We start from the raw sequence: 21,328 nt of genomic DNA, 5'->3' as shown, positions 1-21,328 counted from the left end.
GTGGTCGATGGGGAGCGGACACGGTCGTGGCGGACGCGACGCGACGCCGTCGCGGCGCACCCTGGCGCGCAACTGGGACGAGCTGCTCCAGGAGATCCGGGTCACGCAGACCGGCGTCCAGATCCTCACCGGGTTCCTGCTCACCGTCCCGTTCTCGGCGCGCTTCGACCAGCTGACGGGTTTCCAGCGCACGACGTACCTCGCCGTCCTCGCGGGGTCGGTGCTGACGACCGGGCTGGTCGTCGCCCCGGTCGCCTTCCACCGGATGCTCTTCCGGCAGCGGCGGCGCGAGCTCCTCGTCGAGTCGGCCAACCAGTTCGCCATCGCCGGGCTCGCGATGCTCGGGCTCACGGTGAGCGGGGTCGTGCTGCTCGTCGTCGACATCACGCTCGGCACCCGGCCGGCCCTGGTCGGCGGCGGGTCGGTGCTGGCCGTCCTCGTCGTCCTCTGGTTCACCCTGCCGTTCCTCGCGGCCCGGCTCGGCGACACCCCGCGCAACGCCCCACCCGACGGCGACGACGACACCGGCGACGACGACGACACCGGCGACCGCTGACCCTCACCTCACCGCGAACGTGTGTGAAACCGCCGGGGATCACCGGCGGTTTCACACACGTTCGCGAGAGAGGGCGGGTCAGACGGGGGTGTCGAGGAGCTCGCGCAGGTGGGCGTCGACCTCGTCGAGGTAGGACTGCTCGAAGCCGAACAGCCCGAAGTGGCCGGCGATGCTGTGCAGCATCCGCACCTCCGCGCCCGGCGTCATCGCGGCCTCGGGCTCGCAGTCGCGCGGCGGGAAGAACATGTCCTGCTCGATGGGCATGACGAAGACCTTGGCCGTGACGCGGGCGAGCGCCGCCGCGAGGTCGCCGTCGGCGTTGCGGGCGACGTCGCCGCGCTGCCACTTCCAGCCCATCGACAGCAGCGCGTTCGGGTCCATCATCGTGAAGAGGGTGCGCGTGAAGTTCTGCTGGAACTCCTCGTAGGTCGAGAACTCCAGTCCCTCGGCGATCGGCGGGATGCCCTTCCAGAACTCCGTCTTCCAGAAGTCGGTCGTCAGCCCCATCGTCGCCCAGATGTCGGCGTGCCGGGTCAGGCCGTCGCGCACCTCCTCGTGCGAGGCGTACTCGCCGCCGTTCCAGCCGGGGTCGGAGGTGATGGCGTCCATGAGCGTCCGGGTGAAGAGCGCGTCGTGCGGCGTGTTCTGCGCCGTCCCGGCGATCGGCGCGGCCCGCAGCACCTTGTCGGGGTAGCGGACGGCCCACTCCCACGTCTGCTGGGCGCCCATCGAGCCACCGACGACGAGGGCGAACCGCTCGACGCCGTAGTGCTCGCGCATCAGCTGCTCCTGCGCACGGACGTCGTCGCCGATGCGCACCTGCGGGAAGCGCGACATCGCGATGGACGGGTCGTCGGTGGTGTGCGGCGAGGTCGAGAGGCCGTTGCCGATCTGGTTGACGACGGCGATGAACCACTTCGTCGGGTCCAGGGCGCGGCCTTCGCCGATGTACACCTGCCACCACGTCGCGTGCGTCCCGGAGAACCACGTCGGCACGAGGATCGCGTTGTCCCTCGCCTCGTTGAGCTCGCCGAAGGTCGCGACGGCCAGCTGGAGGTCGGGGATGACGCCGCCCTCCTCGAGCTCGAAGCGGCCGATCGACCGCAGCTCGTACGGCCCCTGCATCTCGGGCGTGTAGAACGGGTTCTCCAGGGGCATGGCGGGTCCTCTCGTCGCGACGCTGCTGACCGGACCGACGCTAGGCGGCACGCGCCCCCGGCGGAACCCCCCGACCCGGCCGGTCCTGTCGCGAACGTGTGTGCAACCGCCGGGGGTCCCCGGCGGTGACACACACGTTCGCGGGGAGGTGGGGGGTCCGGGGGGCAGGGGGTCAAAGGGTCAGGGGGCGGGGGTGGTGAGGCGGCGGACGGCGAGGACGCAGAGCGCGCGGGTGACCTCGACGAGCTCGCCGAGGTCGACCGACTCCCGCGGCGAGTGCGCGAGCCGGACGTCGCCGGGGCCGTACTGGAGCGTCGGCACCCCGGCCGCGGCGTAGAGGCGCAGGTCCGAGCCGTAGGGAGCACCACCGGCCACGGGTCGCACCGCCCCGACGGCCTCGGCGGCGTCCGCCACCTCGCCGGCCAGCGGATGGCCCGCCGGCAGACGCCCGGACGCGAACGCCCCGCCGGGCCAGGTGACGACGGGAGGATGCTCCCGCAGCCACGGGTCGCCGGCGGCCGCCTCGGCCACGCACCGCTCGAAGGCGTCGCGGGCGGCCTGCGGGTCCTCGCCGAGCGCCACGCCGTAGCGGCCCTCGGCGACGAGCAGGTCGGGCACGCTGCTCGCCCAGTCGCCCGCCCGCACCGTGCCGACCGACAACGCGTACGGCAGGCGCGACCCCGCGAAGAGCGCGTCGGCGTCGCGGTTGCGCTCGGCCTCGAGGCGGCGCAGGGCGTCGTGGACGACCCCGAAGGTGTCGAGGGCCGAGACCCCCTCGAGCCGCGTGCTGCCGTGGGCCGCGAGCCCGCCGACCTCGAGCCGGAAGGTCAGCGCGCCGGCGTTCGCGGTGAGCAACCGGCCGCCGGTCGGCTCGGTGATGACGACCGCATCCCCCGTGTGCCCGCGCCGCAGCGTCGCGAAGGCGCCGAGCCCGCCGTCCTCCTCACCGACGACCGAGTGCACCGCGAGCCGGCGCTCCAGGCGGACCCCGGAGCGGTGCAGCGCCGCCGCCACCGCGAGGTTCGCGACGAGCCCGGCCTTCATGTCGCACGCGCCGCGCCCGTGCAGCCGACCGTCGCGCACGACCGCCCCGAACGGGTCGTCGCGCCAGGCGCCGGGGTCGCCGACCGGCACGACGTCGACGTGCCCGTTGAGCACGAGCCCCGGCACGCCGGTCCCGGGTGTCGTCCCGACCAGGCCCCAGGCCTCCGAGCGCGGCGCCTCGAGGCCGGGGAAGCCGGGGGCGGCGAGCAGCGCGGGCAGGTCCTCCGACCAGAGGTCGACCTCGAGCCCGGCCCGCTCGAACCATCCGGCGAGCAGGTGCTGCGCCTCGGACTCGGGCGCGCTCCCGGTGACGCTCGGGACGCGCACGAGGTCGACCAGCGAGGTGACGAGGGCGTCCTCGTCGAGGGCGTCGAGGACCCGGCGCTCGACGTCGGTCGGGGTGCTCACGGCGGCACGCTAGCCCCGCCCGCGCCGTCTCCGCAGGTGGGACCACGTCCGGACCCCGGAATGTCGCCGCCCGGCGACGGGTTGGCCCTCCGGTGACGTCCTCCTCCGCCACCCGCGTCCCCCGCTCGGCCGTCGGCCTGCGCTCCGAGCGGGGGCCGGTCCTCCTCGGCGTCATGCTCTCGACCGGCCTCGTGGCCATCGACTCGACGATCCTCGCGACCGCCGTGCCCGCCGTCGTCGGCGACCTCGGCGGCCTCTCGCAGTTCCCGTGGCTGTTCTCGATCTACGTCCTCGCGCAGGCCGTGTCGGTGCCGGTCTACGGCAAGGTCGCCGACCTCCTCGGGCGCAAGAACGTCATGCTCGTCGGGGTCGCGCTCTTCGTCGTCGGCTCGCTGCTGTGCGGCGTCGCCTGGTCGATGGGCTCGCTCGTCGCCTTCCGGGCCGTCCAGGGCCTCGGCGCCGGGGCCATCCAGCCGATCGGGATGACGATCATCGGCGACATCTACTCCGTCGCCGAGCGCGCGACCGTCCAGGGGTACGTCGCCTCGGTGTGGGCTATCAGCTCGCTCGTCGGCCCGACCCTCGGCGGGTTCTTCTCCGAGGCGCTCTCGTGGCGGTGGATCTTCTTCGTCAACCTCCCGCTCGGCGCGGCCGCCGGCTGGATGCTCTGGCGCCGCTTCAGCGAGTCGCCGCGACCCGTCACCGCGCGCCCGCGCATCGACTGGGCGGGCTCCCTGCTGCTGCTCGTCGGCACCGTGGCCCTCCTCGTCGGGCTGCTCGAGGGCGGCGTCCTCTGGCCGTGGGGCTCGCCGGTGAGCATCGGGCTGTTCGTCGGCGCCGCCGTGGTCCTCGCCGCCTTCGTCGTCGTCGAGCGCAACGCGGCCGAGCCGGTGCTCCCCCTGTGGGTCTTCCGCGACCGGGTCGTCGGCGGCGCGATGCTCGTCTCGCTCGTCGTCGGCGTCATGCTGCTCGGCCTCACCTCCTACGTCCCCCTCTACGCGCAGGGCGTTCTCGGCGCGGGCGCCATCGTCGCCGGGTTCGCGCTCGCCGCGATGACGCTCGGCTGGCCGGTCGCCGCGTCGACGTCCGGACGCCTCTACCTGCGTCTGGGCTTCCGCGCGACGATGCTCATCGGCTCGGTCCTCGCGGTCGCCGGGTCGGCGCTGCTGCTGACCGTCGGCCCGGACAGCTCGGTGTGGCAGCTGGCCGCCGCCTGCCTCGTCCTCGGCCTGGGCTTCGGCTACGTCGCGAGCCCGTCCCTCGTCGCCGCCCAGTCGGCCGTGCCGTGGCACCAGCGCGGGGTCGCCACGAGCGCGTCGATCTTCGCGCGCTCCGTCGGCAGCGCGGTCGGCGTCGCGGCCTTCGGCGCGGTGGCCAACACGGTCGTCCGCGACCGCCTCGGGGGCACCCCGAGCGACCTCGAGTCGCTGCCGTCGGGCGTCCTCGCCCCGGCGCTCGGGGCCGTCTTCGTCGCCGCCGCGGCGGTCTCGGTGACGATGCTCCTCGCGTCCTTCGTCATGCCGCGCACGGTCCACGAGGCCGGCCCCGAGGGGTGAGACGCACGCCACGCCGGTGACGCGCGCGGCCATTCCACGGCGGACGAGCCGTGCGGGAGTACGTTTGCGGTGCAGGGGAACCGGGCGCGGCGCTGGAGTAGGGACCGGCTCCGCGCCCGGCCCCTGTGTGGTCAGGCCCGCCGGCTCCCGGCGGAGGCGACCCCCAGCCACGAGTGGGGGTTGCCGTCCCAGCACCAGCCGAGCTTCGGCGCCCGCTCGCTGATCCACATCGCCGGCACCCGCCGGTCCCCGCGGCGCGAGCCGGACAGCATGAAGCAGCGGTTCTTCTCGAGCAGCCCGGGTGCGTGGGTGACGACCGCGACGCCCTCCTCGACGGTCAGCGGCGTCCGACCGCGGCCGAGGACGACCGGCAGCGCCTCCTCGGGACGCACGCCGCAGAACTCCTCGCCGCGGTCGACGTCGAGCAGCAGGTAGGCGCCCGGGGCCGGCAGGACCACCGGCTCGATCGGCCGGTAGGGCGTGAGCCCCTCGGGTCCGTGGTTGCGGTCGACGACGCCGGGCCGGGTGCCCCGCGGAGCGAGCCGCAGCAGCGGCACCGTGCGCTCGGGGTCGACGACGGCGGCGGTGACGACGAGGACGAGCGGGGCGTGCCCCGGGGCGGCGTCGGGCAGCGGGTCGAGCCGTGCGGCGACCGTGCGCAGGGGCTCGAGGCGGGCGGTGAAGTCGGCCTCGCTCTCACCGGCGAGCGCCGGGTAGCCGAGGCGGAGCAGGGTCTCGACCTGGCGGTCGAGGACGGCGAGCGCGGTGGACGGAGCGGTCTGGACGGCGATGGCGGACCTCCCGGTCGGTGAGCGGCCATCGTCCAACGCGCCCCGCCGCGGCGTGGTTCCCCGCGGTCAGGCCGCCGAGGACCCCACCCGGCGCACCGGATGGGTCTCGCGGGCGCGGACCCACGGCACGACCGCGAGCAGCGTGATGGCCCCGGTGACGCCGAAGGCCAGGCCGAAGCTGCCGTGGTCGACCAGGGTGCCGGCGAGCACCGGGCCGATGATCGCGCCGGTGTCCGAGGCCATCTGGAAGGCGGCGAGGGCCGGGCCGCCGTTGCGCTCGCGGCCGACCACGTCGGCGAGCGAGGCCTGCTGCGCCGGGTTGAGCGCCCCCGCCCCGAGCCCGGCGACGACCGAGAACGCGACGAGGAGCGGCAGGTTGGTGGCGAGGCCGGTGCCGAGGGTCGCGAGGCCGGACACGAGCAGGCCACCGATGATGAACGGCTTGCGCCCGATGCGGTCCGAGGTGCGGCCGGCGACCGTCAGCCCGACGGCGTTGCCGGCCGCGAAGACCGCGAGGGCCGTGCCCGCGACGAGCGACTGGTGGGTCTCGCGCGTGGCGGGGTCGAGGGACTGGTCGACGATGACGGCCGCGGCGAAGAGCGGGAGGATCGCGTTGCGGACGCCGAAGTTCGCCCAGCCGTTGGCGAACGCCGAGACGACCGAGGCCTTGTAGGCGCTGTCGCGCCAGCCGTCGCGCACGGTCATCATCGGCAGGACCGGCGCCCCCTCGGCCGGGCGGAGCGAGGCGTCCTTGAGGAAGACGAAGACGATGGTCGCCGCGAGCAGCAGGGCCGCCGCGTAGACGAGGAACGGCACCCGCAGCCCGAGGCCGCCGAGCAGGCCGCCGACGACCGGGCCGCCGACCCCGCCGATGAGGAAGGCCGAGGCGTACGCCGACGACACCCGCGCGCGGATCGAGGGCGGCGCCAGGCGGACGATGAGCGCCACGGCGGAGACGGTGAACATCACCGAGCCGATGCCGCCGAGACCCCGGAACAGCAGCAGCTGCCAGTACGAGCCGGCGAACGCCGTCGCGCCGGTCGACACGGCGACGACGAGGAGCCCGGTGAGGTAGATGGGGCGTTCGCCGAGCCGGCCGATGAGCCGGCCGCCCGCGGGGGCGAAGACGAGCCGGAAGAACGCGAAGGCGCTGACGACCACGCTGCTCGCCGTCGCGCCGACGCCGAAGCTCTGCGCGAACCCCGGCAGGACCGGGGTGATGAGGCCGAAGCCCAGGGCGATGACGAAGGCCGCCGCGATGAGGACCCAGATCTCACGGGGGATGCGGACACGCGCCTCGGGGGCGCTCACGGGCTCGGCGGACACGAGGGTCCAGTATGCCCGCGCCCACCGACGGTGGCGGGGCCGCGGTCGTTTCGACCGCGGCCCCGTCTGTCGTGGCCGCCGGGGCCCTCGTGGTCCCGGACGGTTCCTGCACCCGCGAGGTGGTCTCGACAGCACCTCGCGTCCCCGAGCATGCCCGGGCACCGGGCCGCTCGTCCAGACCCCGCCCGGCATCTTGACCGGTTCTTGCCGCGGCGACGACCGCGGCCCGGCCGGTCAGCGTGCGAGGACGGCGGCCACCGGCAGGGCCGCCGCCGCGAGCAGCACGGTGTCGCGCAGCCGCCAGGGCGCCGGCGCCCACCACGTCCGGCGGCGGGCCGTCGCGAAGCCGCGGGCGTCCATCGCCACGGCGAGCTCGACGGCGGCACCGAGCGTGCGCACGAGGAGTCCGGTCGTCGAGGCCGCGAGGTGGCGCGCGACATCGCCCGGGCGGGTCGGCCGCACCCCGAGCCCGCGGACCCGACGGGCCCGGCCGATCTCGGTCCAGACGGCCCCGAAGGTGTGGACACGCTGCAGCGCGGCGGCCGTGGCGACGACCGGGCGGTCGGGCAGGTGGAGGCGCTGGGCGAGGTGGTCGCCGAGGCGGTCGGGGTCGACCCACGGCAGGAGCACGGCCGACGGCACGACGATGACGAGCACCCGCAGGGCGACGGTGAGGGCGGTGTCGACGTCGTGCCCGGCCAGCCACCACGTCGACCAGCCGGTCGACAGCGCGGCCAGCGCCCCCGGCACGGTGCGCAGGAGGACCCGGCGGGCCCGGCCGGCCGGTGCCCGGCCCGGACCCGGGGCCGCGAGCGCCACGACGGCGAGCAGCACCTGCACCGCGAGCACCGCGAGGGAGGTGCTCCAGTGCGGGGAGACCACGCCCGCCGGGATGCCGAGCATCGCGCCGGCGAGGAGCGCGAGCGGGCCGCAGCGCGCGGCGAGCGGCACGCGCGTCGACGGCTCCTGCGGCGGGCGTGGCGGCGCGGCGAGGTGGTGGACCCGGTCGGCCCGGGCGACGACCTCGGCGTCGTGGGTGGCCGCGACGACCGCTCCCCCGGCGGCGCGGTGGGCGGCGACGAGGCCGACGACGGCGGCCCACGTGTGCCGGTCCTGGCCCACGGTCGGCTCGTCGGCGAGGAGCACGGGCGGGCCGTGGTGGAGCGCGGCGGCGACGGCGAGGCGGCGCTGCTCGCCGCCGGAGAGGTGGCGCGGGTCGGCCGCGGCGAGCGGTGCGAGCCCGAGGGCGTCGAGGAGGGCGAGCGCGCGGGCCTCCTCGGCGGGGCCCTGACGGCCGAGGGCGCGGGAGGTCGTGAGCACCTCGTCGAGGACGGTGCGGGCGACGAGCGTGGAGCTCGCCCACTGCGGCACCCACGCGAGGCGGGCGGCGAGGGCCGGGGCGCCGAGGCGCCGGGGGTCGGCGGCGTGCTCGCCGGCACCCAGCCGGACGGCGCCGTCGGGGACGGGGTCGAGGAAGCCGGCGAGCGCGGCGAGGACCGTCGACTTGCCCGAGCCGCTCGGGCCGACGAGGACGGTGAGGTCGCCGGGGGACGCCCCCAGCGGCCCGTCGAGCGTGGCGGCCCGGAGGGTGCGGGTCGAGCCGTCGACGAGGCGCACCGTGCGGTCCACGGCGAGCGGGTCGGCGGTGAGGGCGGCGCCGGCGGTCGAGGGGACGGCGGCGAGCAGCCCGGGGTCGACCTCGAGGGGGGCCGGCGCGGGCTCCTCGGGGACCCACAGGCCCATCGCGAGCAGCACGTCGCGCTGCGTGGCCAGCACCTCCGCGACCGGGCCGTCGGCGACGACGCGGCCGTCGGCGGACAGCACGACGAGCCGGTCGACGAGGGGGACCCACGGGCCGAGCACGTGCTCGACGACGACGAGCGTGCGGGGGTCGTCGGCCGACAGCGCGGCGACGGCGGCCCGCACCTCGGCGGCGCAGGCGGGGTCGAGCATCGCCGTCGGCTCGTCGAGGAGGACGAGGGAGGGGTCGAGGGCGAGCGTGCCGGCGAGGGCGAGCCGCTGGGTCTGCCCGCCCGACAGCGCCGACGTGGGGGTGTCGAGAGGCAGGTCGCCGAGGCCGACGGCGGTCAGCGAGCGCTCGATGACGGCGGGCATCCCGGCCGGGTCCGCGCCGACGTTCTCGAGGCCGAACGCGACGTCGCGCCCGACGCTCGCGGCGACGACGCCGCTGCCGGGCTCCTGGAGGACGAGCCCGACGGCGCCGGGGCGGTCGCCGGGGGCGACGCCGTCGAGGGTGACGTCCCCCTCCAGGTCGCCCGGCTCGAGCGAGCCGAGCATCCCCGTGAGGGCGCGCAGCAGGGTGGACTTGCCCGCCCCGGACGCCCCGGCGAGCAGGACCCGCTCGCCGGGGCGCAGGGTGAGCGTCACGTCGCGCAGCACGGGCTCGCGCCGGCCGACGGGTCGCCAGGTGAGCCCGGCCACCTCGACGTGGCCGCGGCGCGCGGTGCGCACGGTGTCAGACAGCCCGGGCCTCCCGGACCTCCTGGCCGGCCGGGAACGCCGACAGCGCCCCCGCCCGGGCCAGCTGCCGGGTGAGCAGCCACCCGACCCCGCCGGCGATGACGGCACCCGAGACCCCGAGCGCGCCGAGGTAGGCGATCTTGTCGCGCAGGACGAGCTCGGCGTACCAGCCACCACCCCCGGCGAGGGAGCCGAGGACCGGCAGGTCGGCCCACGAGGCGGGGAACTTGACGACCTCGAAGACCCACTCGAGGGGGGCCGAGAGGGCGCCGGCGAGCATCGCCGCGCCGGGACCCCACGCCTTGTAGCCGAGCAGCGCGAACGCGAGCTCGGCGCCGAGGCCCTGGAGGACGCCGCTGACGAGCGTGCTCGCGCCCCACTGGGTGCCCGGGAGCATCGAGACGAGCGCGGCGACGACCTCGCAGAAGAGGGCGGCGCCGGGCCGGCGGACGACGAGCCCGCCGACGACGCCGGCGAGGAACCAGGTGCCGGCGAACAGCCCGGTCAGCGGGACGTACGCGACGGTGACGAGCTTGCTCAGGGGCTCGTAGGCGAAGGCCCAGCCCCAGAAGACGATGCCGAACGCGGCACCGAGGAACGCGACGGTGATGATGTCGACGGTGCGCCAGGACGCCAGGCGCCCGGTCGCGGTGACGGATCGACGCGCGGGCGCGTCGGTGGTGATGGCCATGTGCAGTGCTTCTCCCGTGGTCGGTGTGCGACCTCGGGGAGGGGTGACCCGCCGGCGCGCGGACCCGGAGGGCCGGCGACGACGGAGCACACCTGAGATTTCCCGACTTCCTCCACCGGTGCTAACCGGATCAGGTTCGAGGGTCTGCGGTCGGACCGCACTCTCAGCGCCTGGGCGCTCCCCTGTCGTTGGACCCCCCGAGCATATCCCCGCGCGCACTAGAGTGGCGAGGACCGGTCGGGCAGCCGCCTGACCTGCGGATCCATCGAGAGGACCAGCATGGGAAAGCTCGCCTGGAAGATCCTCGGGACCGGCGGGCCCATCCTCGCCGGGATCGTCGCCACGAAGCTCGTCAACATCGTCTGGGCCAAGGCCGGGCAGGACGAGATCAACCCGAAGAACCCCGACGCACCGGCCGTCAAGGCGCTGGCGTACGCCGCCGCGATGGGTCTGGCCGTCGGCGCCGCCCGCACGCTCACCGAGCGCCAGGCCGCGCAGTACTACCGCCGCTCGGCCGGCCACCTGCCCACCGAGATCAAGACGCAGCCGATCAGCTGACGCCGCCCCCGGGCTGCAGCGCGCGGGCCACGGGCATCCCCGGCCGGTAGGCCAGGTGCTCGTGGCCCGGTGCGTCGAGGACCGCGAGGTCGGCGGGGCCGCCCACGGCGATGCGGCCCACATCGGTGCGGCGCAGGGCCCGCGCCCCGCCGACGGTCGCGGCGACGAGCGCCTCGGCCGCGGTCATCCGCAGCTCCCGGACGGCGAGCGCGACGACGAACGGCATCGAGGCGGTGTTGCACGTGCCCGGGTTGCAGTCCGAGGCCAGCGCCACGTCCACCCCGGCGTCCAGCAGGCGGCGCGCGTCCGGGTAGGGCATCCGGGTCGAGAACTCGACGCCCGGCAGGAGGGTCGCGACGGTCGTGGCGGCCGCGTCGGCGAGGGCGGCGACGTCGGTGTCGTCGAGGAAGGTGCAGTGGTCGACGCTCGCGGCGCCCAGCTCGACGGCCAGGCGCGCCCCCGGGCCGGGGCCGAGCTGGTTGCCGTGGACGCGCAGCCCGAGCCCGGCGTCGCGGCCGGCCACGAGGACGGCGCGGGCCTCCTCGCCGGTGAACGCGTGGGGGCTGTTCGGCTCGCAGAAGACGTCGACCCAGCGGGCGAGCGGGGCGCACGCGGCGAGCATCGGCCCGGTGACGAGGTCGAGGTACCCGGCGCGGTCGGCGCGGGCCTCCGGCGGCACGACGTGCGCGCCGAGGAAGGTCGTCTCGGGCGTGACCTCGCCGGCGAGGCGCAGCGCGCGCACCTCGTCCTCGACGGTCAGGCCGTAGCCGCTCTTGACCTCGAGGGTCGTCGTACCGAGCGCGCGGGCCTCGGCCACGCGGGCGGCGAGCAGCGCCCGCAGCTCGTCGTCGGAGGCCGCCCGGGTGGCCGCGACCGAGACGCCGATGCCGCCGCCGTCGTAGGGGGTGCCGGCCATCCGGGCGGCGAACTCGGCGGAGCGGTCGCCGGCGTGGACGAGGTGGTTGTGGCTGTCGACGAACCCTGGGACGACGGCGCGGCCGCCGAGGTCGGTCACGTGGTCGGCCGCCGGGGCGTGCGCGGCGGGCCCGAGCCACGCGACGCGGCCGTCCTCGACGACGAGGGCGGCGTCGGTGAGGATGCCGAGGCGCTGCTCGGCCGGCGTGGAGAGGTCGTCGACGGGCGTGTCGCCGTCCGGCCCGGCGCAGGTGACGAGCTGCGTGATGCCCGTGACGAGGCGCGAACCCTGTGGGCCGGCCTGTGTCGCAGCGGTACTCATCGGCGGACCGTCGAGATCGCCTCGGCGAGGAGCCGACCCACGTCGCCGAGCCGGTGCACGCCTGCGCTGACGACGTGCTCGCCGCCGACGACGACGTCGGTGACGTCGGCGGAGGTCGCTGCGTAGAGGACCTGGTCGAGCGCCGCGCCGGCCGTCCGCGGGCTGTCGGTGCGGATCGCGACGAGGTCGGCCACGTGGCCGCCGGCGACGAGCCCGCCGTCGGTCCAGCCGAGCGAGCGGTAGCCGTCGAGGGTGCCCATCGCGAGCAGGTCGAGGGGTGCGAAGCGGCCGCGCTCGAGGGTCGTCAGCCGCTCGTGCATCTCGACGCCGCGCACCTCCTCGAAGGGGTCGACGACGGCGTGCTGGTCGGAGCCGACGGCGAGGTGCGCCCCCGCGTCGGCCAGCGCGCGGGCCGGGCCGATGCCGTCGGCGAGGTCGCGCTCGGTCGTCGGGCAGAAGACGGCCGTGGCCTCCACGCCGCCGATGATGCCGATGTCGTCGTCGGTCAGGTGCGTCGCGTGGACCAGCGAGGTCTCGGCGGTCAGCAGGCCCTCCTCGGCGAGGAGGCGGGTCGGGGTGCGGCCGTAGAAGGACTCGCACGCGAGGTTCTCACCGGGCTGCTCGGACACGTGGGCGTGCAGCGGCCAGTGCTCGCGCGCCGCGACGTCACCGACGACGGCCAGGTCGTCGAGCGGCACCGCGCGCACCGAGTGCACGGCCGCCCCGACCCGCCAGTCCTCGTCGGCGTCGAGGGCGCTGACCCGCTCGAGCCATCCCTCGGCGGAGCCGTCCGAGAAGCGCTGCTGCACCTCGTCGAGCGGCACGTGGCCGGAGCCGGTCAGGCCGCCGGAGAGGTAGACGGTGTCGAGGAGGGTCAGCCGGATGCCCGCCGCCCGCGCCGCGTCGACGAGCGCGAGGCCCATCGCGTTGGGGTCGTCGTACGGGGTGCCGCCGGTTCCGTGGTGGAGGTAGTGGAACTCCCCGACGGCCGTGTAGCCGGCGAGGACCATCTCGGCGAAGACGGCCGTGGCGAGGGCGCGGTAGGAGTCGGGGTCGAGCCGGCCGGCGAGGGCGTACATGCCCTCGCGCCAGGTCCAGAAGTTGCCGCCGCCGCCGTGCGTCCGCCCGCGCAGCGCCCGGTGGAACGCGTGGCTGTGGGCGTTGGCGAGGCCGGGCAGGACGAGCCCGCGCAGGACGGTGTCGCCGGGCTGCATCGGCTGCTCGGCGAGCACCTCGAGGATGCGTCCGCGCTCGGTCGTGACCCGGACGTGGCGACGGGCACCACCGGGGAGCACCGCGTGCTCGCACCAGAACGTGCTCATGCAGCAGGCGGCCCGGCGAGGTCGGCGACGACGGTGGCGAGGGCCGCCACGCCGCTGAGGCAGTCGTCGGCCGAGGCCCACTCGTCGGGGCTGTGACTGACGCCGGTCGGGTTGCGCACGAACAACATCGTCGTCGGCACACCGGCATTCGCCAAAATCCCCGCGTCGTGGCCGGCGCCCGTCCCGATGACGGGGACGCCGCCGAGGAGCGTGGCGAGCCGGCGGGTCAGCACCGGGTCGAAGTCCGTGACGGGCGTCCACGACTCCTCGGTGACGAGCGCGTCGAAGTCCGCCACGACGTCGCGGACGTCGGCGACGACCCGGCGCACGGCGTCGGGGTCGGCGCCGCGGGCGTCGAGCCACGCGGTGGCGCAGCTGGCGATGGCGTTGACGCCGCCGGGCACGACGTCGACCTTCCCGACCGTCGCGAGGCAGGAGTGCTCCTCGGCCGAGCGGCGGGCCGAGATGATCGCGGCGGCGAGACCGAGCATCGCGTCCTCGCGCACGTCGAGGGCGGTCGTGCCGGCGTGGTTGGCCTCGCCCGGCACGTCGATGCGCCAGCGGCCGTGCGGCCAGATGTCGCTCCCGACGCCGACCGCGTGGCCGAGGTCGTCGAGGAGACGGCCCTGCTCGACGTGCAGCTCGACGAAGGTGCCGACCCGGGCGAGCGTCTCGGGATCGGGCCCGAGCTCGTGGGGGTCGCGTCCGGAGGCCCGCAGCGCCTCGGCCATCGTCACGCCGTCGGCGTCCTTGAGGCCCCGGGCGCGGTCGGGCGACAGCACACCGGTGATGACGCGGGAGCCGGCGCAGGCCACCCCGAAGCGGGCGCCCTCCTCGTCGGCGAAGTTGACGACCCCGACCGGGCGGGACGGCGTCAGGCCGCTCGCCCGCACCTCGTCGATGGCCGCCAGCGCGCTGACGACACCGAGGGGGCCGTCGAAGGCGCCGCCGTCGGGCACGGAGTCGAGGTGCGAGCCGAGGACGAGCCCGGGGTCACCGGCCGCGACGGCGGCGTCGGGGTCGCCCCACCAGGCCCACTGGTTGCCCATCCGGTCGGTCGTGAGGTCCAGCCCGCGGGCCTGCGCCTCGCCGGCGAACCACTCGCGCAGGTCGTGGTCGGTGCGCGTCCACGCGAAGCGCCGGTACCCCCCGGTGTCGGCGTCCAGCCCCACGGTCTCGAGGTCGGCCCACATCCGGCGGAAGGCGAGGGTTCCCCCCGGAGATGCCGACCTGTTGGACATGGACCCCATTGCACCAACTCGGCCGGGGGCGTGGTGGCGGAGGTGCAGGCCGATTGTCTTGGGTGCGAGACGAGCCCGCCCGGGCACCGGTCCTACGCTGGGCGGATGGATGACGGAGCCGACCGCGCACGTGCCGCCCTCGCCGAGTCGGGGCTCGCGTACGACATCACGAGCCACGGTCGCGTCGGCTCGCTCGAGGAGGCGGCCCGGCTGCGCGGGGTCGAGCCGTCGGGCATCGTCAAGACGCTCGTCGTGCGCCGCGGCGACGACGACCACCTCTTCGTCCTCGTCCCGGGCGACCGCGAGATCTCGTGGCCCAAGCTGCGGGCGCACCTCGGCGTCAACCGGCTCTCGATGCCGCCGGCCGACGTCGCCCGCGACGTCACGGGCTACGAGCGCGGAACCATCACCCCGTTCGGGGCGCTGCGGCGCCTGCCGGTCGTCGCCGACGCGACGCTGACCGGGCGCACGGTATCCATCGGCGCCGGCGCGCACGGCGTCGCGGCCACCGTCGGGGCCGACGCCCTGGTCGCCGCCCTCGACGCCGACGTCGCGGACGTCACCGACCCCGTCACCCCCCGCTGAGACCCGACTTCTTGCCCATCCGCCACCTCGCGGGGGCCGATTCGGGCTCATCGAGGTGGCAGATGGGCAATAAGTCGGCATGGGAGGCTCAGGACTCGCGCATGGGGACGCGGACGCCCCGGGCCTCGGCGGTCCGCTCGGCCTCCTCGTAGCCGGCGTCGACGTGCCGGATGACGCCCATCGCGGGGTCGTTGGTCAGCACCCGCTCGAGCTTCTGCGCGGCGAGGTCGGTGCCGTCGGCGAGGCTCACCTGGCCGGCGTGCAGCGAGCGGCCGATGCCGACGCCGCCGCCGTGGTGGATCGAGACCCAGCTCGCGCCGGACGCGGTGTTGACGAGCGCGTTGAGCAGCGGCCAGTCGGCGATCGCGTCGGAGCCGTCGAGCATCGACTCGGTCTCGCGGTAGGGGCTCGCGACCGACCCGGTGTCGAGGTGGTCGCGGCCGATGACGACGGGCGCGCTGACCTCGCCGGTGCGCACGAGGTCGTTGATGGCCAGGCCGGCCTTGTCGCGCTCGCCCTGCCCGAGCCAGCAGATGCGCGCCGGCAGGCCCTGGAACGCGATGCGCTCCTGCGCCCCACGCATCCAGCGGTGCAGGCGGTCGTCGTCGGGGAAGAGGTCGAGGACCGCGCGGTCGGTGGCCGCGATGTCCTTCGGGTCGCCCGAGAGCGCGGCCCAGCGGAACGGGCCCTTGCCCTGGCAGAACAGCGGCCGGATGTACGCCGGCACGAACCCGGGGAAGTCGAACGCGCGGTCGTAGCCGCCCTGGCGCGCCTCGTCGCGGATGCTGTTGCCGTAGTCGAAGACCTCGGCGCCGGCGTCGAGGAAGCCGACCATCGCCTCGACGTGGCGGGCCATCGACGCGCGGGCGCGGTCGGTGAACTCCTCGGGCTTCTTCTCGGCGTACTCGGCCCACTCGTCGAGGCCGATGCCCTCCGGGAGGTAGGAGAGGGGGTCGTGGGCGCTGGTCTGGTCGGTGACGACGTCGACGGGCACTCCGCGGCGCAGCAGCTCGGGGAAGACCTCGGCCGCGTTGCCCTCGACGCCGACCGACAGGGCGCGCCGCTCGTCCTTGGCGCGCAGCACCCGCTCGACGGCGTCGTCGAGCGAGTCGGCGACCTCGTCGAGGTAGCGGTGCTCGACCCGGCGGTGGAGGCGGGCGGGGTCGACGTCGACGACGAGGCAGGCGCCACCGTTCATCGTCACCGCGAGCGGCTGCGCGCCGCCCATCCCGCCGCAGCCGGCAGTCAGCGTGAGGGTGCCGGCGAGCGTGCCGCCGAAGCGCTTCTCGGCGACGGCCGCGAAGGTCTCGTAGGTGCCCTGGACGATGCCCTGGGTGCCGATGTAGATCCACGAGCCGGCCGTCATCTGGCCGTACATCGTCAGGCCGAGGTGCTCGAGGCGGCGGAACTCGGGCCAGGTCGCCCAGTCGCCGACGAGGTTGGAGTTGGCGATGAGCACGCGCGGCGCCCACTCGTGGGTCTGCATGACGCCGACCGGGCGACCGCTCTGCACGAGCATCGTCTCGTCGGCCTTGAGCGTGGTCAGCGTGCGGACCATCGCGTCGAACGAGCGCCAGTCGCGGGCGGCCCGGCCGGTGCCGCCGTAGACGACGAGGTCGTCGGGCCGCTCGGCGACCTCGGGGTCGAGGTTGTTCATGAGCATCCGCAGCGGGGCCTCGGTGCTCCACTGGCGGGCGGTCAGGGTCGTGCCGCGGGGTGCGCGGACCGGGCGGGCGCCGTCCATCTCGGGTCTCCTTCGTCGCAGTCATCCCACTGTCGCGGCGTGCCGGGCCGGCCGGGAGCGGGCGACGGGCGGTGGCGTCTGGGATGCGAGACGCGCCGGCATCGGCCGGGCACCGTCGTTGCCGGAACGGCAACGGGATGCCCACGCGGTGGCGCCTCCCGGAGCAGACTCGGGGCATGACGACGCACGAGACGCACCGGCACGGCGGCGCTGACCACCACGGACACCCCGACCCGGACCCCACGCACGGCCGGGCACTGCGCGACGACGAGTCCGTCTGGGACGCGCGGTACGCCGAGCTCGACCGGGTGTGGAGCGGTGAGCCCAACCACGCGCTGACCGTCGAGGCCGCCACGCTGACCCCGGCGCGGGCGCTCGACGTCGGCTGCGGCGAGGGCGCCGACGCCGTGTGGCTGGCGACCCGGGGCTGGACCGTGACCGCGCTCGACCCGTCCGGGGTGGCTCTGGCGCGTGCCCGGGCGGCCGCCGAGGCGTCGGGCGTGCTCGTCGACTGGGTCCACGCCGGGCTGGCCGAGGCCGACCTGCCCGCGGGCGGCTTCGACCTCGTGGCGGTGTTCTACCCCGCGCTCGACCTCGAGACCGGGCCGGTCGAGCGCCTGGCCGCGCTCGTCGCCCCCGGCGGGACGCTCGTGTTCGTCCACCACGCCGACGTCGACCGCGAGCGCGCCATCGAGCACGGCTTCGACCCCGACCTGCTGCTCTCACCGGCCGGGGTCGCGGCGGGCCTCGGCGACGGCTGGGACGTCGTCGGGCCGGAGCGCCGGCCGCGGAGCATCAGCGGCGGGTCGGGCGCCCACCACCACGACGACCTCGTCGTCCGCGCCACCCGCACCCCCTGAGACCCCTCCACCTTCCCCGAACGTGTGTGAAATCGCCGGGGGCCCCCGGCGATTTCACACGCGTTCGCGGTGAGGGAGGACAGGGAGGGAAGGTGCCGGTGGGTCAGGCGAGGGGGCCGGTGTGCTCCTCGACGACGCGGCGGACGGTGCCGTCGACGACGAGCCGGTGCGCGACCTCGATCTCGGGCGCGAGGAAGCGGTCCGGGCCGGGCTCGCCGGCCCCGGCGGCGGTGAGGGCCGCGACGACCGCCCCGGTGGCCGGCGCCGGCTCGAGCGGCGCGCGCAGCTGCAGTCCCCGGGCCGCCGTCAGCACCTCGACGGCGAGCACCCGGGCGAGGCCGTCGACGGAGCGACGCAGCTTGCGCGCCCCGGACCAGCCCATCGAGACGTGGTCCTCCTGCATCGCCGAGGACGGGATGGAGTCGACCGACGCCGGCGTGGCGAGGCGCTTCATCTCCGACACGATGGCCGCCTGCGTGTACTGCGCGATCATGTGGCCGCTGTCGACGCCCGGGTCGTCGGCGAGGAACGGCGGCAGGCCGTGGCTGCGCGCGACGTCGAGGAACCGGTCGGTCCGGCGCTCGGACATCGAGGCGACGTCCGCGGCGACGATCGCGAGGAAGTCGAGGACGTAGGCGACGGGAGCGCCGTGGAAGTTGCCGTTGGACTCGACCCGGCCGTCCGGCGTGACCACCGGGTTGTCGACGGCGGAGGCGAGCTCGTACCCGGCGACACGGGCGGCGTGGTCGAGCGTGTCGCGGGCGCCGCCGGCGACCTGCGGGGCGCAGCGCAGCGAGTAGGCGTCCTGGACGCGGGTGCACGCCTCCGTGCGGTGCGACTCGCGGATCGGGCTGTGCGCCATCACCTTGCGGATGTTCGCGGCCGACACCGCCTGTCCCGGCTGGGGGCGCAGCGCGTGGAGGTCGGCGGCGAAGACGTCGTCGGTGCCGAGCAGCCCCTCGACGGACATGGCCGCGGCGACGTCGGCGACGACGAGCAGCCCGCGCAGGTCGTGCAGGGCGAGGCAGAGCATCCCCAGCATGCCGTCGGTGCCGTTGACGAGCGCGAGCCCCTCCTTCTCCTCGAGCTCGACGGGCGCGAGGCCGGCGGCCGCCAGCGCGTCGGCGGCGGGCATCCGCTCCCCCGCGGCGTCGCGGACCTCGCCCTCTCCCATCAACGCGAGGGCGCAGTGCGACAGCGGCGCGAGGTCGCCGGAGCAGCCGAGCGAGCCGTACTCGTGGACGACCGGGGTGATGCCGGCGTCGAGCATCCCGGCGTAGGTGCGCAGCGTCTCCTCGCGGACGCCGGTGCTCCCGGTGGCCAGCGTGGCGACCCGCAGGAGCATGAGCGCGCGCACGACCTCGCGCTCGACCTCGGGCCCCGACCCCGCCGCGTGGCTGCGGATCAGGCTGCGCTGCAACCGGTGCCTCAGGTCCACGGGGATGTGCCGGGTCGCGAGCGCGCCGAAGCCGGTGGAGATGCCGTAGTGCGGCACGGTGTCGTCGGCGAGGTCCCGGATGATCCCCCGGGTGCGGCGGACCTCGGCCAGCGCGGCGTCGTCGAGGACGACCCGGGCGCCGTGGCGGGCGACCGCGACGACCTCCTCGACGGTCAGCGGACCGGCGCCGACGACGACGCGGTCGGGCAGCACGGCAGAGGCGGCGGGGGTCACGGTCATGCCTCCCATTGGAGGGCCGGTGCGCCGCGCCGGCCAGCACGCGGGGCACCATCGTGTCTCGCACCCGAGACCGACCGAGTCTCACCACACGCGTATCGGGTGACCCGACAACCCTGCGCTCCACCCGGGAACGGAACTCGGGTGGAGCGCGGCCGTATCGGGTCACCCGATACGCGTGGGGTCCGTGTGGCTGACGTCAGGCGGGGACGGTGGCGGGGGCGCCCTCCGCGGCGGCGACGAGGTCGGCGTACCGGCCACCGAGGGCGAGCAGCTCGTCGTGCGTCCCGGACTCGACGACCCGGCCGGCGTCGAGCACGGCGATGCGGTCGGCGCGCCGCACGGTCGAGAGCCGGTGGGCGATGGTCACCGTCGTGCGCCCGCGGGCCAGCTCGTCGAGCGCCGACTGCAGCGCGCGCTCGGTGGCGGTGTCGAGGGCGGAGGTCGCCTCGTCGAGGACGAGCACCGGCGGGTCGCGCAGGATGGTCCGGGCGACGGCCAGCCGCTGCTGCTCGCCGCCGCTGAACCGGTGGCCGCGCGCCCCGACGACCGTGTCGAGCCCCTCGGGCAGCGACGCGACGAGGTCGGCGACCTGGGCCGCGCCGAGCGCCCGCCAGAGCTCGGCCTCGGTCGCCTCCGGCCGGGCGAGCAGCAGGTTCTCGCGGACGGTCGCGTGGACGAGGTAGCTCTCCTGCGAGACCGTCCCGACGACGGACGCGAGCACGTCGGGATCGAGGTCGCGGACGTCGACCCCGTCGACCGTGACCCGGCCGGCGTCGGGGTCGAGCAGCCGCCCGAGGAGCCCGGCGAGCGTGGACTTGCCGGAGCCGGTCGCCCCGACGAGCGCCAGCGTCGACCCGGCGGGGACGTCCAGCGTCACGCCCGACAGCGCGTCGCGCACCGACCCGGGGTAGCGCACGGTCGCGCCCTCGACCCGCACGTGGCCGGCGACCCGCGCGGGGTCCATCGGCACGGGGTGCGTCGGCGCGGGCACGTCCGGCACGAGGTCGAGGTACTCGAAGACGCGCGAGAACAGGGCCATCGAGGCCACCCACTGCGCGGTGACGTTGAGCAGCCCCATGAGCGGGCGGAAGATGCCGCCCTGCAGCGCGGTGAAGGCGACGAGCGTGCCGATGGTCATGCCGCCGGACGTCGCCGGCAGCCCGGCTGCGAGGTAGACGAGCGCGGGGATGACCGCGAAGACGATCTGCATCGTCGCCATGCGCCAGCGCCCGGCGAGCTGCGAGCGCAGCTCCAGCCCGACGAGGTCCTCGGAGGTGTCGGCGAAGCGCCGTGCCGAGTGCGAGGTCGTGCCGAGGGTCTTCGCCAGGCGGATGCCCGAGACCGACAGCCCCTCCTCGATCTGGGCGTTGAGGTCGGCGAGCCGGCGCTGCTGGCGGGCGGTGACCTCGCGGCGCATCAGCGCGACCTTGCGGGTCAGCCAGATCGCCGGCGGCACGACGAGGAGCGAGAGCAGAGACAGGCGCCACGAGAGCGCGACCATCGCGACCGCGGTGGCGACGGCGGTCGTGACGTTCGAGGCGATGGACGTCGCGGTCGAGGTGACGACGCCCTGCATCCCGCCGACGTCGTTGACGAGGCGCGACTGCACCTCGCCGCCGCGGGTGCGGGTGAAGAAGCCGAGCGACTGGCGCTGGAGGTGGGTGAAGACGGTGGTGCGCAGGCCGTGCATGACGCGCTGGCCGACCTGGGTCGAGAGCCAGGTCTGCACGACGCCGAGCAGCTGGGTGACGGCGGCGACGGTGACCATCGCGGCGACCGCGAGCACGAGGAGCCGCACGTCCTGCTGCGGGATGGCGACGTCGACGACCTCGCGGACGAGGAACGGCTGGGCGAGCCCGACGACGCTCGTGACGACGATGATGCCGACGACGACGGCGATGCGGCCACGGTGCGGCGCGAAGAGGTCGAGGACGCGGCGCAGGCGGACCGGCGCCTCCTCGAGGCGGGCGCGGTCGCGCGGGTCGACGGAGAGGACGCCGCGTCCGCCGCGGCCTCCCGCGTCGTGGCGCGCCGCGGGGCGGGCGGGGGTCTGGGTCGGGGCCGCTGTCACGGGCACCCCTCCTTCTCGGTC

The 21,328-nt window shown here is 75.6% G+C and carries 17 protein-coding genes and 1 riboswitch; of the genes, 5 read left to right on the top strand and 12 right to left on the bottom strand.

The window, feature by feature from the left end:
• Positions 1–7 precede the first annotated feature (7 nt).
• A complete protein-coding gene (locus J3473_RS05585) occupies positions 8–556 on the top strand; it encodes a DUF6328 family protein (RefSeq protein WP_207022266.1) in 549 nt (182 codons plus the stop codon).
• A 78-nt stretch (positions 557–634) separates the two neighbouring features.
• On the opposite strand, the gene J3473_RS05580 is transcribed toward J3473_RS05585, so the two are convergent.
• Positions 635–1,714, bottom strand: a complete 1,080-nt coding sequence (locus J3473_RS05580; protein ID WP_207022265.1) for an alpha/beta fold hydrolase — start codon at positions 1,712–1,714, stop codon at positions 635–637.
• Positions 1,715–1,894: 180 nt separating this feature from the next.
• Positions 1,895–3,166, bottom strand: coding sequence for an ArgE/DapE family deacylase (locus tag J3473_RS05575; RefSeq protein WP_207022264.1), 1,272 nt, complete (start codon positions 3,164–3,166; stop codon positions 1,895–1,897).
• Between the two features lie 92 nt (positions 3,167–3,258).
• On the opposite strand from J3473_RS05575, the gene J3473_RS05570 reads away from it, so the two are divergent.
• Positions 3,259–4,722, top strand: a complete 1,464-nt coding sequence (locus J3473_RS05570; RefSeq protein ID WP_242525707.1) for an MDR family MFS transporter — start codon at positions 3,259–3,261, stop codon at positions 4,720–4,722.
• Positions 4,723–4,853: 131 nt separating this feature from the next.
• Here J3473_RS05570 and J3473_RS05565 read toward each other — a convergent pair whose 3' ends face one another.
• The 4 genes from J3473_RS05565 to J3473_RS05550 form a co-directional block, all read right to left on the bottom strand.
• Entirely contained in the window at positions 4,854–5,549 is a 696-nt protein-coding gene (locus tag J3473_RS05565; protein ID WP_242525706.1) for a DUF5701 family protein, read from the bottom strand.
• A gap of 30 nt (positions 5,550–5,579) precedes the next feature.
• Positions 5,580–6,839 (bottom strand): MFS transporter, encoded by a 1,260-nt coding sequence (locus tag J3473_RS05560; RefSeq protein WP_242525705.1) that lies wholly within the window; start codon positions 6,837–6,839, stop codon positions 5,580–5,582.
• Between the two features lie 234 nt (positions 6,840–7,073).
• Complete coding sequence (locus J3473_RS05555; protein WP_207022262.1) at positions 7,074–9,311, bottom strand: ATP-binding cassette domain-containing protein; 2,238 nt, start codon at positions 9,309–9,311, stop codon at positions 7,074–7,076.
• Between the two features lie 4 nt (positions 9,312–9,315).
• A complete protein-coding gene (locus tag J3473_RS05550; RefSeq protein ID WP_030526365.1) occupies positions 9,316–10,011 on the bottom strand; it encodes an ECF transporter S component in 696 nt (231 codons plus the stop codon).
• A gap of 90 nt (positions 10,012–10,101) precedes the next feature.
• Positions 10,102–10,205, bottom strand: a riboswitch (TPP riboswitch).
• Positions 10,206–10,290: 85 nt separating this feature from the next.
• On the opposite strand from J3473_RS05550, the gene J3473_RS05545 reads away from it, so the two are divergent.
• Positions 10,291–10,569, top strand: coding sequence for a DUF4235 domain-containing protein (locus J3473_RS05545; RefSeq protein WP_030526364.1), 279 nt, complete (start codon positions 10,291–10,293; stop codon positions 10,567–10,569).
• Here the strand turns inward: J3473_RS05545 and hutI are convergent.
• The 3 genes from hutI to J3473_RS05530 are packed head-to-tail and all read right to left on the bottom strand — an operon-like array spanning position 10,562 to position 14,369.
• Entirely contained in the window at positions 10,562–11,806 is a 1,245-nt protein-coding gene (gene hutI, locus J3473_RS05540; protein ID WP_207022261.1) for an imidazolonepropionase, read from the bottom strand. The two genes, J3473_RS05545 and hutI, sit on opposite strands and share 8 nt — an antisense overlap.
• Positions 11,803–13,128 carry a formimidoylglutamate deiminase gene (locus J3473_RS05535; RefSeq protein WP_207022260.1) on the bottom strand — a complete coding sequence of 442 codons (1,326 nt, stop codon included), beginning with the start codon at positions 13,126–13,128 and terminating at the stop codon, positions 11,803–11,805. The genes hutI and J3473_RS05535 overlap by 4 nt, the downstream gene beginning before the upstream one ends.
• A complete protein-coding gene (locus J3473_RS05530) occupies positions 13,125–14,369 on the bottom strand; it encodes an allantoate amidohydrolase (protein ID WP_242525703.1) in 1,245 nt (414 codons plus the stop codon). Before J3473_RS05530 ends, J3473_RS05535 begins: the two co-directional genes overlap by 4 nt.
• Before the next feature lie 105 nt (positions 14,370–14,474).
• On the opposite strand from J3473_RS05530, the gene J3473_RS05525 reads away from it, so the two are divergent.
• The gene (locus J3473_RS05525) at positions 14,475–14,954 is read left to right on the top strand and encodes an aminoacyl-tRNA deacylase (RefSeq protein WP_207022259.1); all 480 of its coding nucleotides are present in this window, start codon (positions 14,475–14,477) and stop codon (positions 14,952–14,954) included.
• A gap of 88 nt (positions 14,955–15,042) precedes the next feature.
• On the opposite strand, the gene hutU is transcribed toward J3473_RS05525, so the two are convergent.
• Positions 15,043–16,698, bottom strand: coding sequence for a urocanate hydratase (hutU, locus tag J3473_RS05520; RefSeq protein ID WP_207022258.1), 1,656 nt, complete (start codon positions 16,696–16,698; stop codon positions 15,043–15,045).
• Between the two features lie 176 nt (positions 16,699–16,874).
• Between hutU and J3473_RS05515 the strand changes: the two genes are divergently transcribed.
• Positions 16,875–17,558 (top strand): bifunctional 2-polyprenyl-6-hydroxyphenol methylase/3-demethylubiquinol 3-O-methyltransferase UbiG, encoded by a 684-nt coding sequence (locus tag J3473_RS05515; RefSeq protein WP_207022257.1) that lies wholly within the window; start codon positions 16,875–16,877, stop codon positions 17,556–17,558.
• A gap of 103 nt (positions 17,559–17,661) precedes the next feature.
• Here the strand turns inward: J3473_RS05515 and hutH are convergent, their stop codons facing one another.
• Together hutH and J3473_RS05505 are read right to left on the bottom strand one after the other, a co-directional pair.
• The gene (hutH, locus tag J3473_RS05510; protein WP_207022256.1) at positions 17,662–19,236 is read right to left on the bottom strand and encodes a histidine ammonia-lyase; all 1,575 of its coding nucleotides are present in this window, start codon (positions 19,234–19,236) and stop codon (positions 17,662–17,664) included.
• A 196-nt stretch (positions 19,237–19,432) separates the two neighbouring features.
• Entirely contained in the window at positions 19,433–21,307 is a 1,875-nt protein-coding gene (locus J3473_RS05505) for an ABC transporter ATP-binding protein (protein WP_207022255.1), read from the bottom strand.
• Positions 21,308–21,328 lie beyond the last annotated feature (21 nt).

Source organism: Phycicoccus sp. DTK01 (genome assembly GCF_017312765.1).
GTDB classification, from domain to species: domain Bacteria; phylum Actinomycetota; class Actinomycetes; order Actinomycetales; family Dermatophilaceae; genus Phycicoccus; species Phycicoccus jejuensis.
The sequence above is the reverse complement of the archived record's forward strand: the minus strand, read 5'-3'. Positions and strand labels throughout refer to the sequence as shown.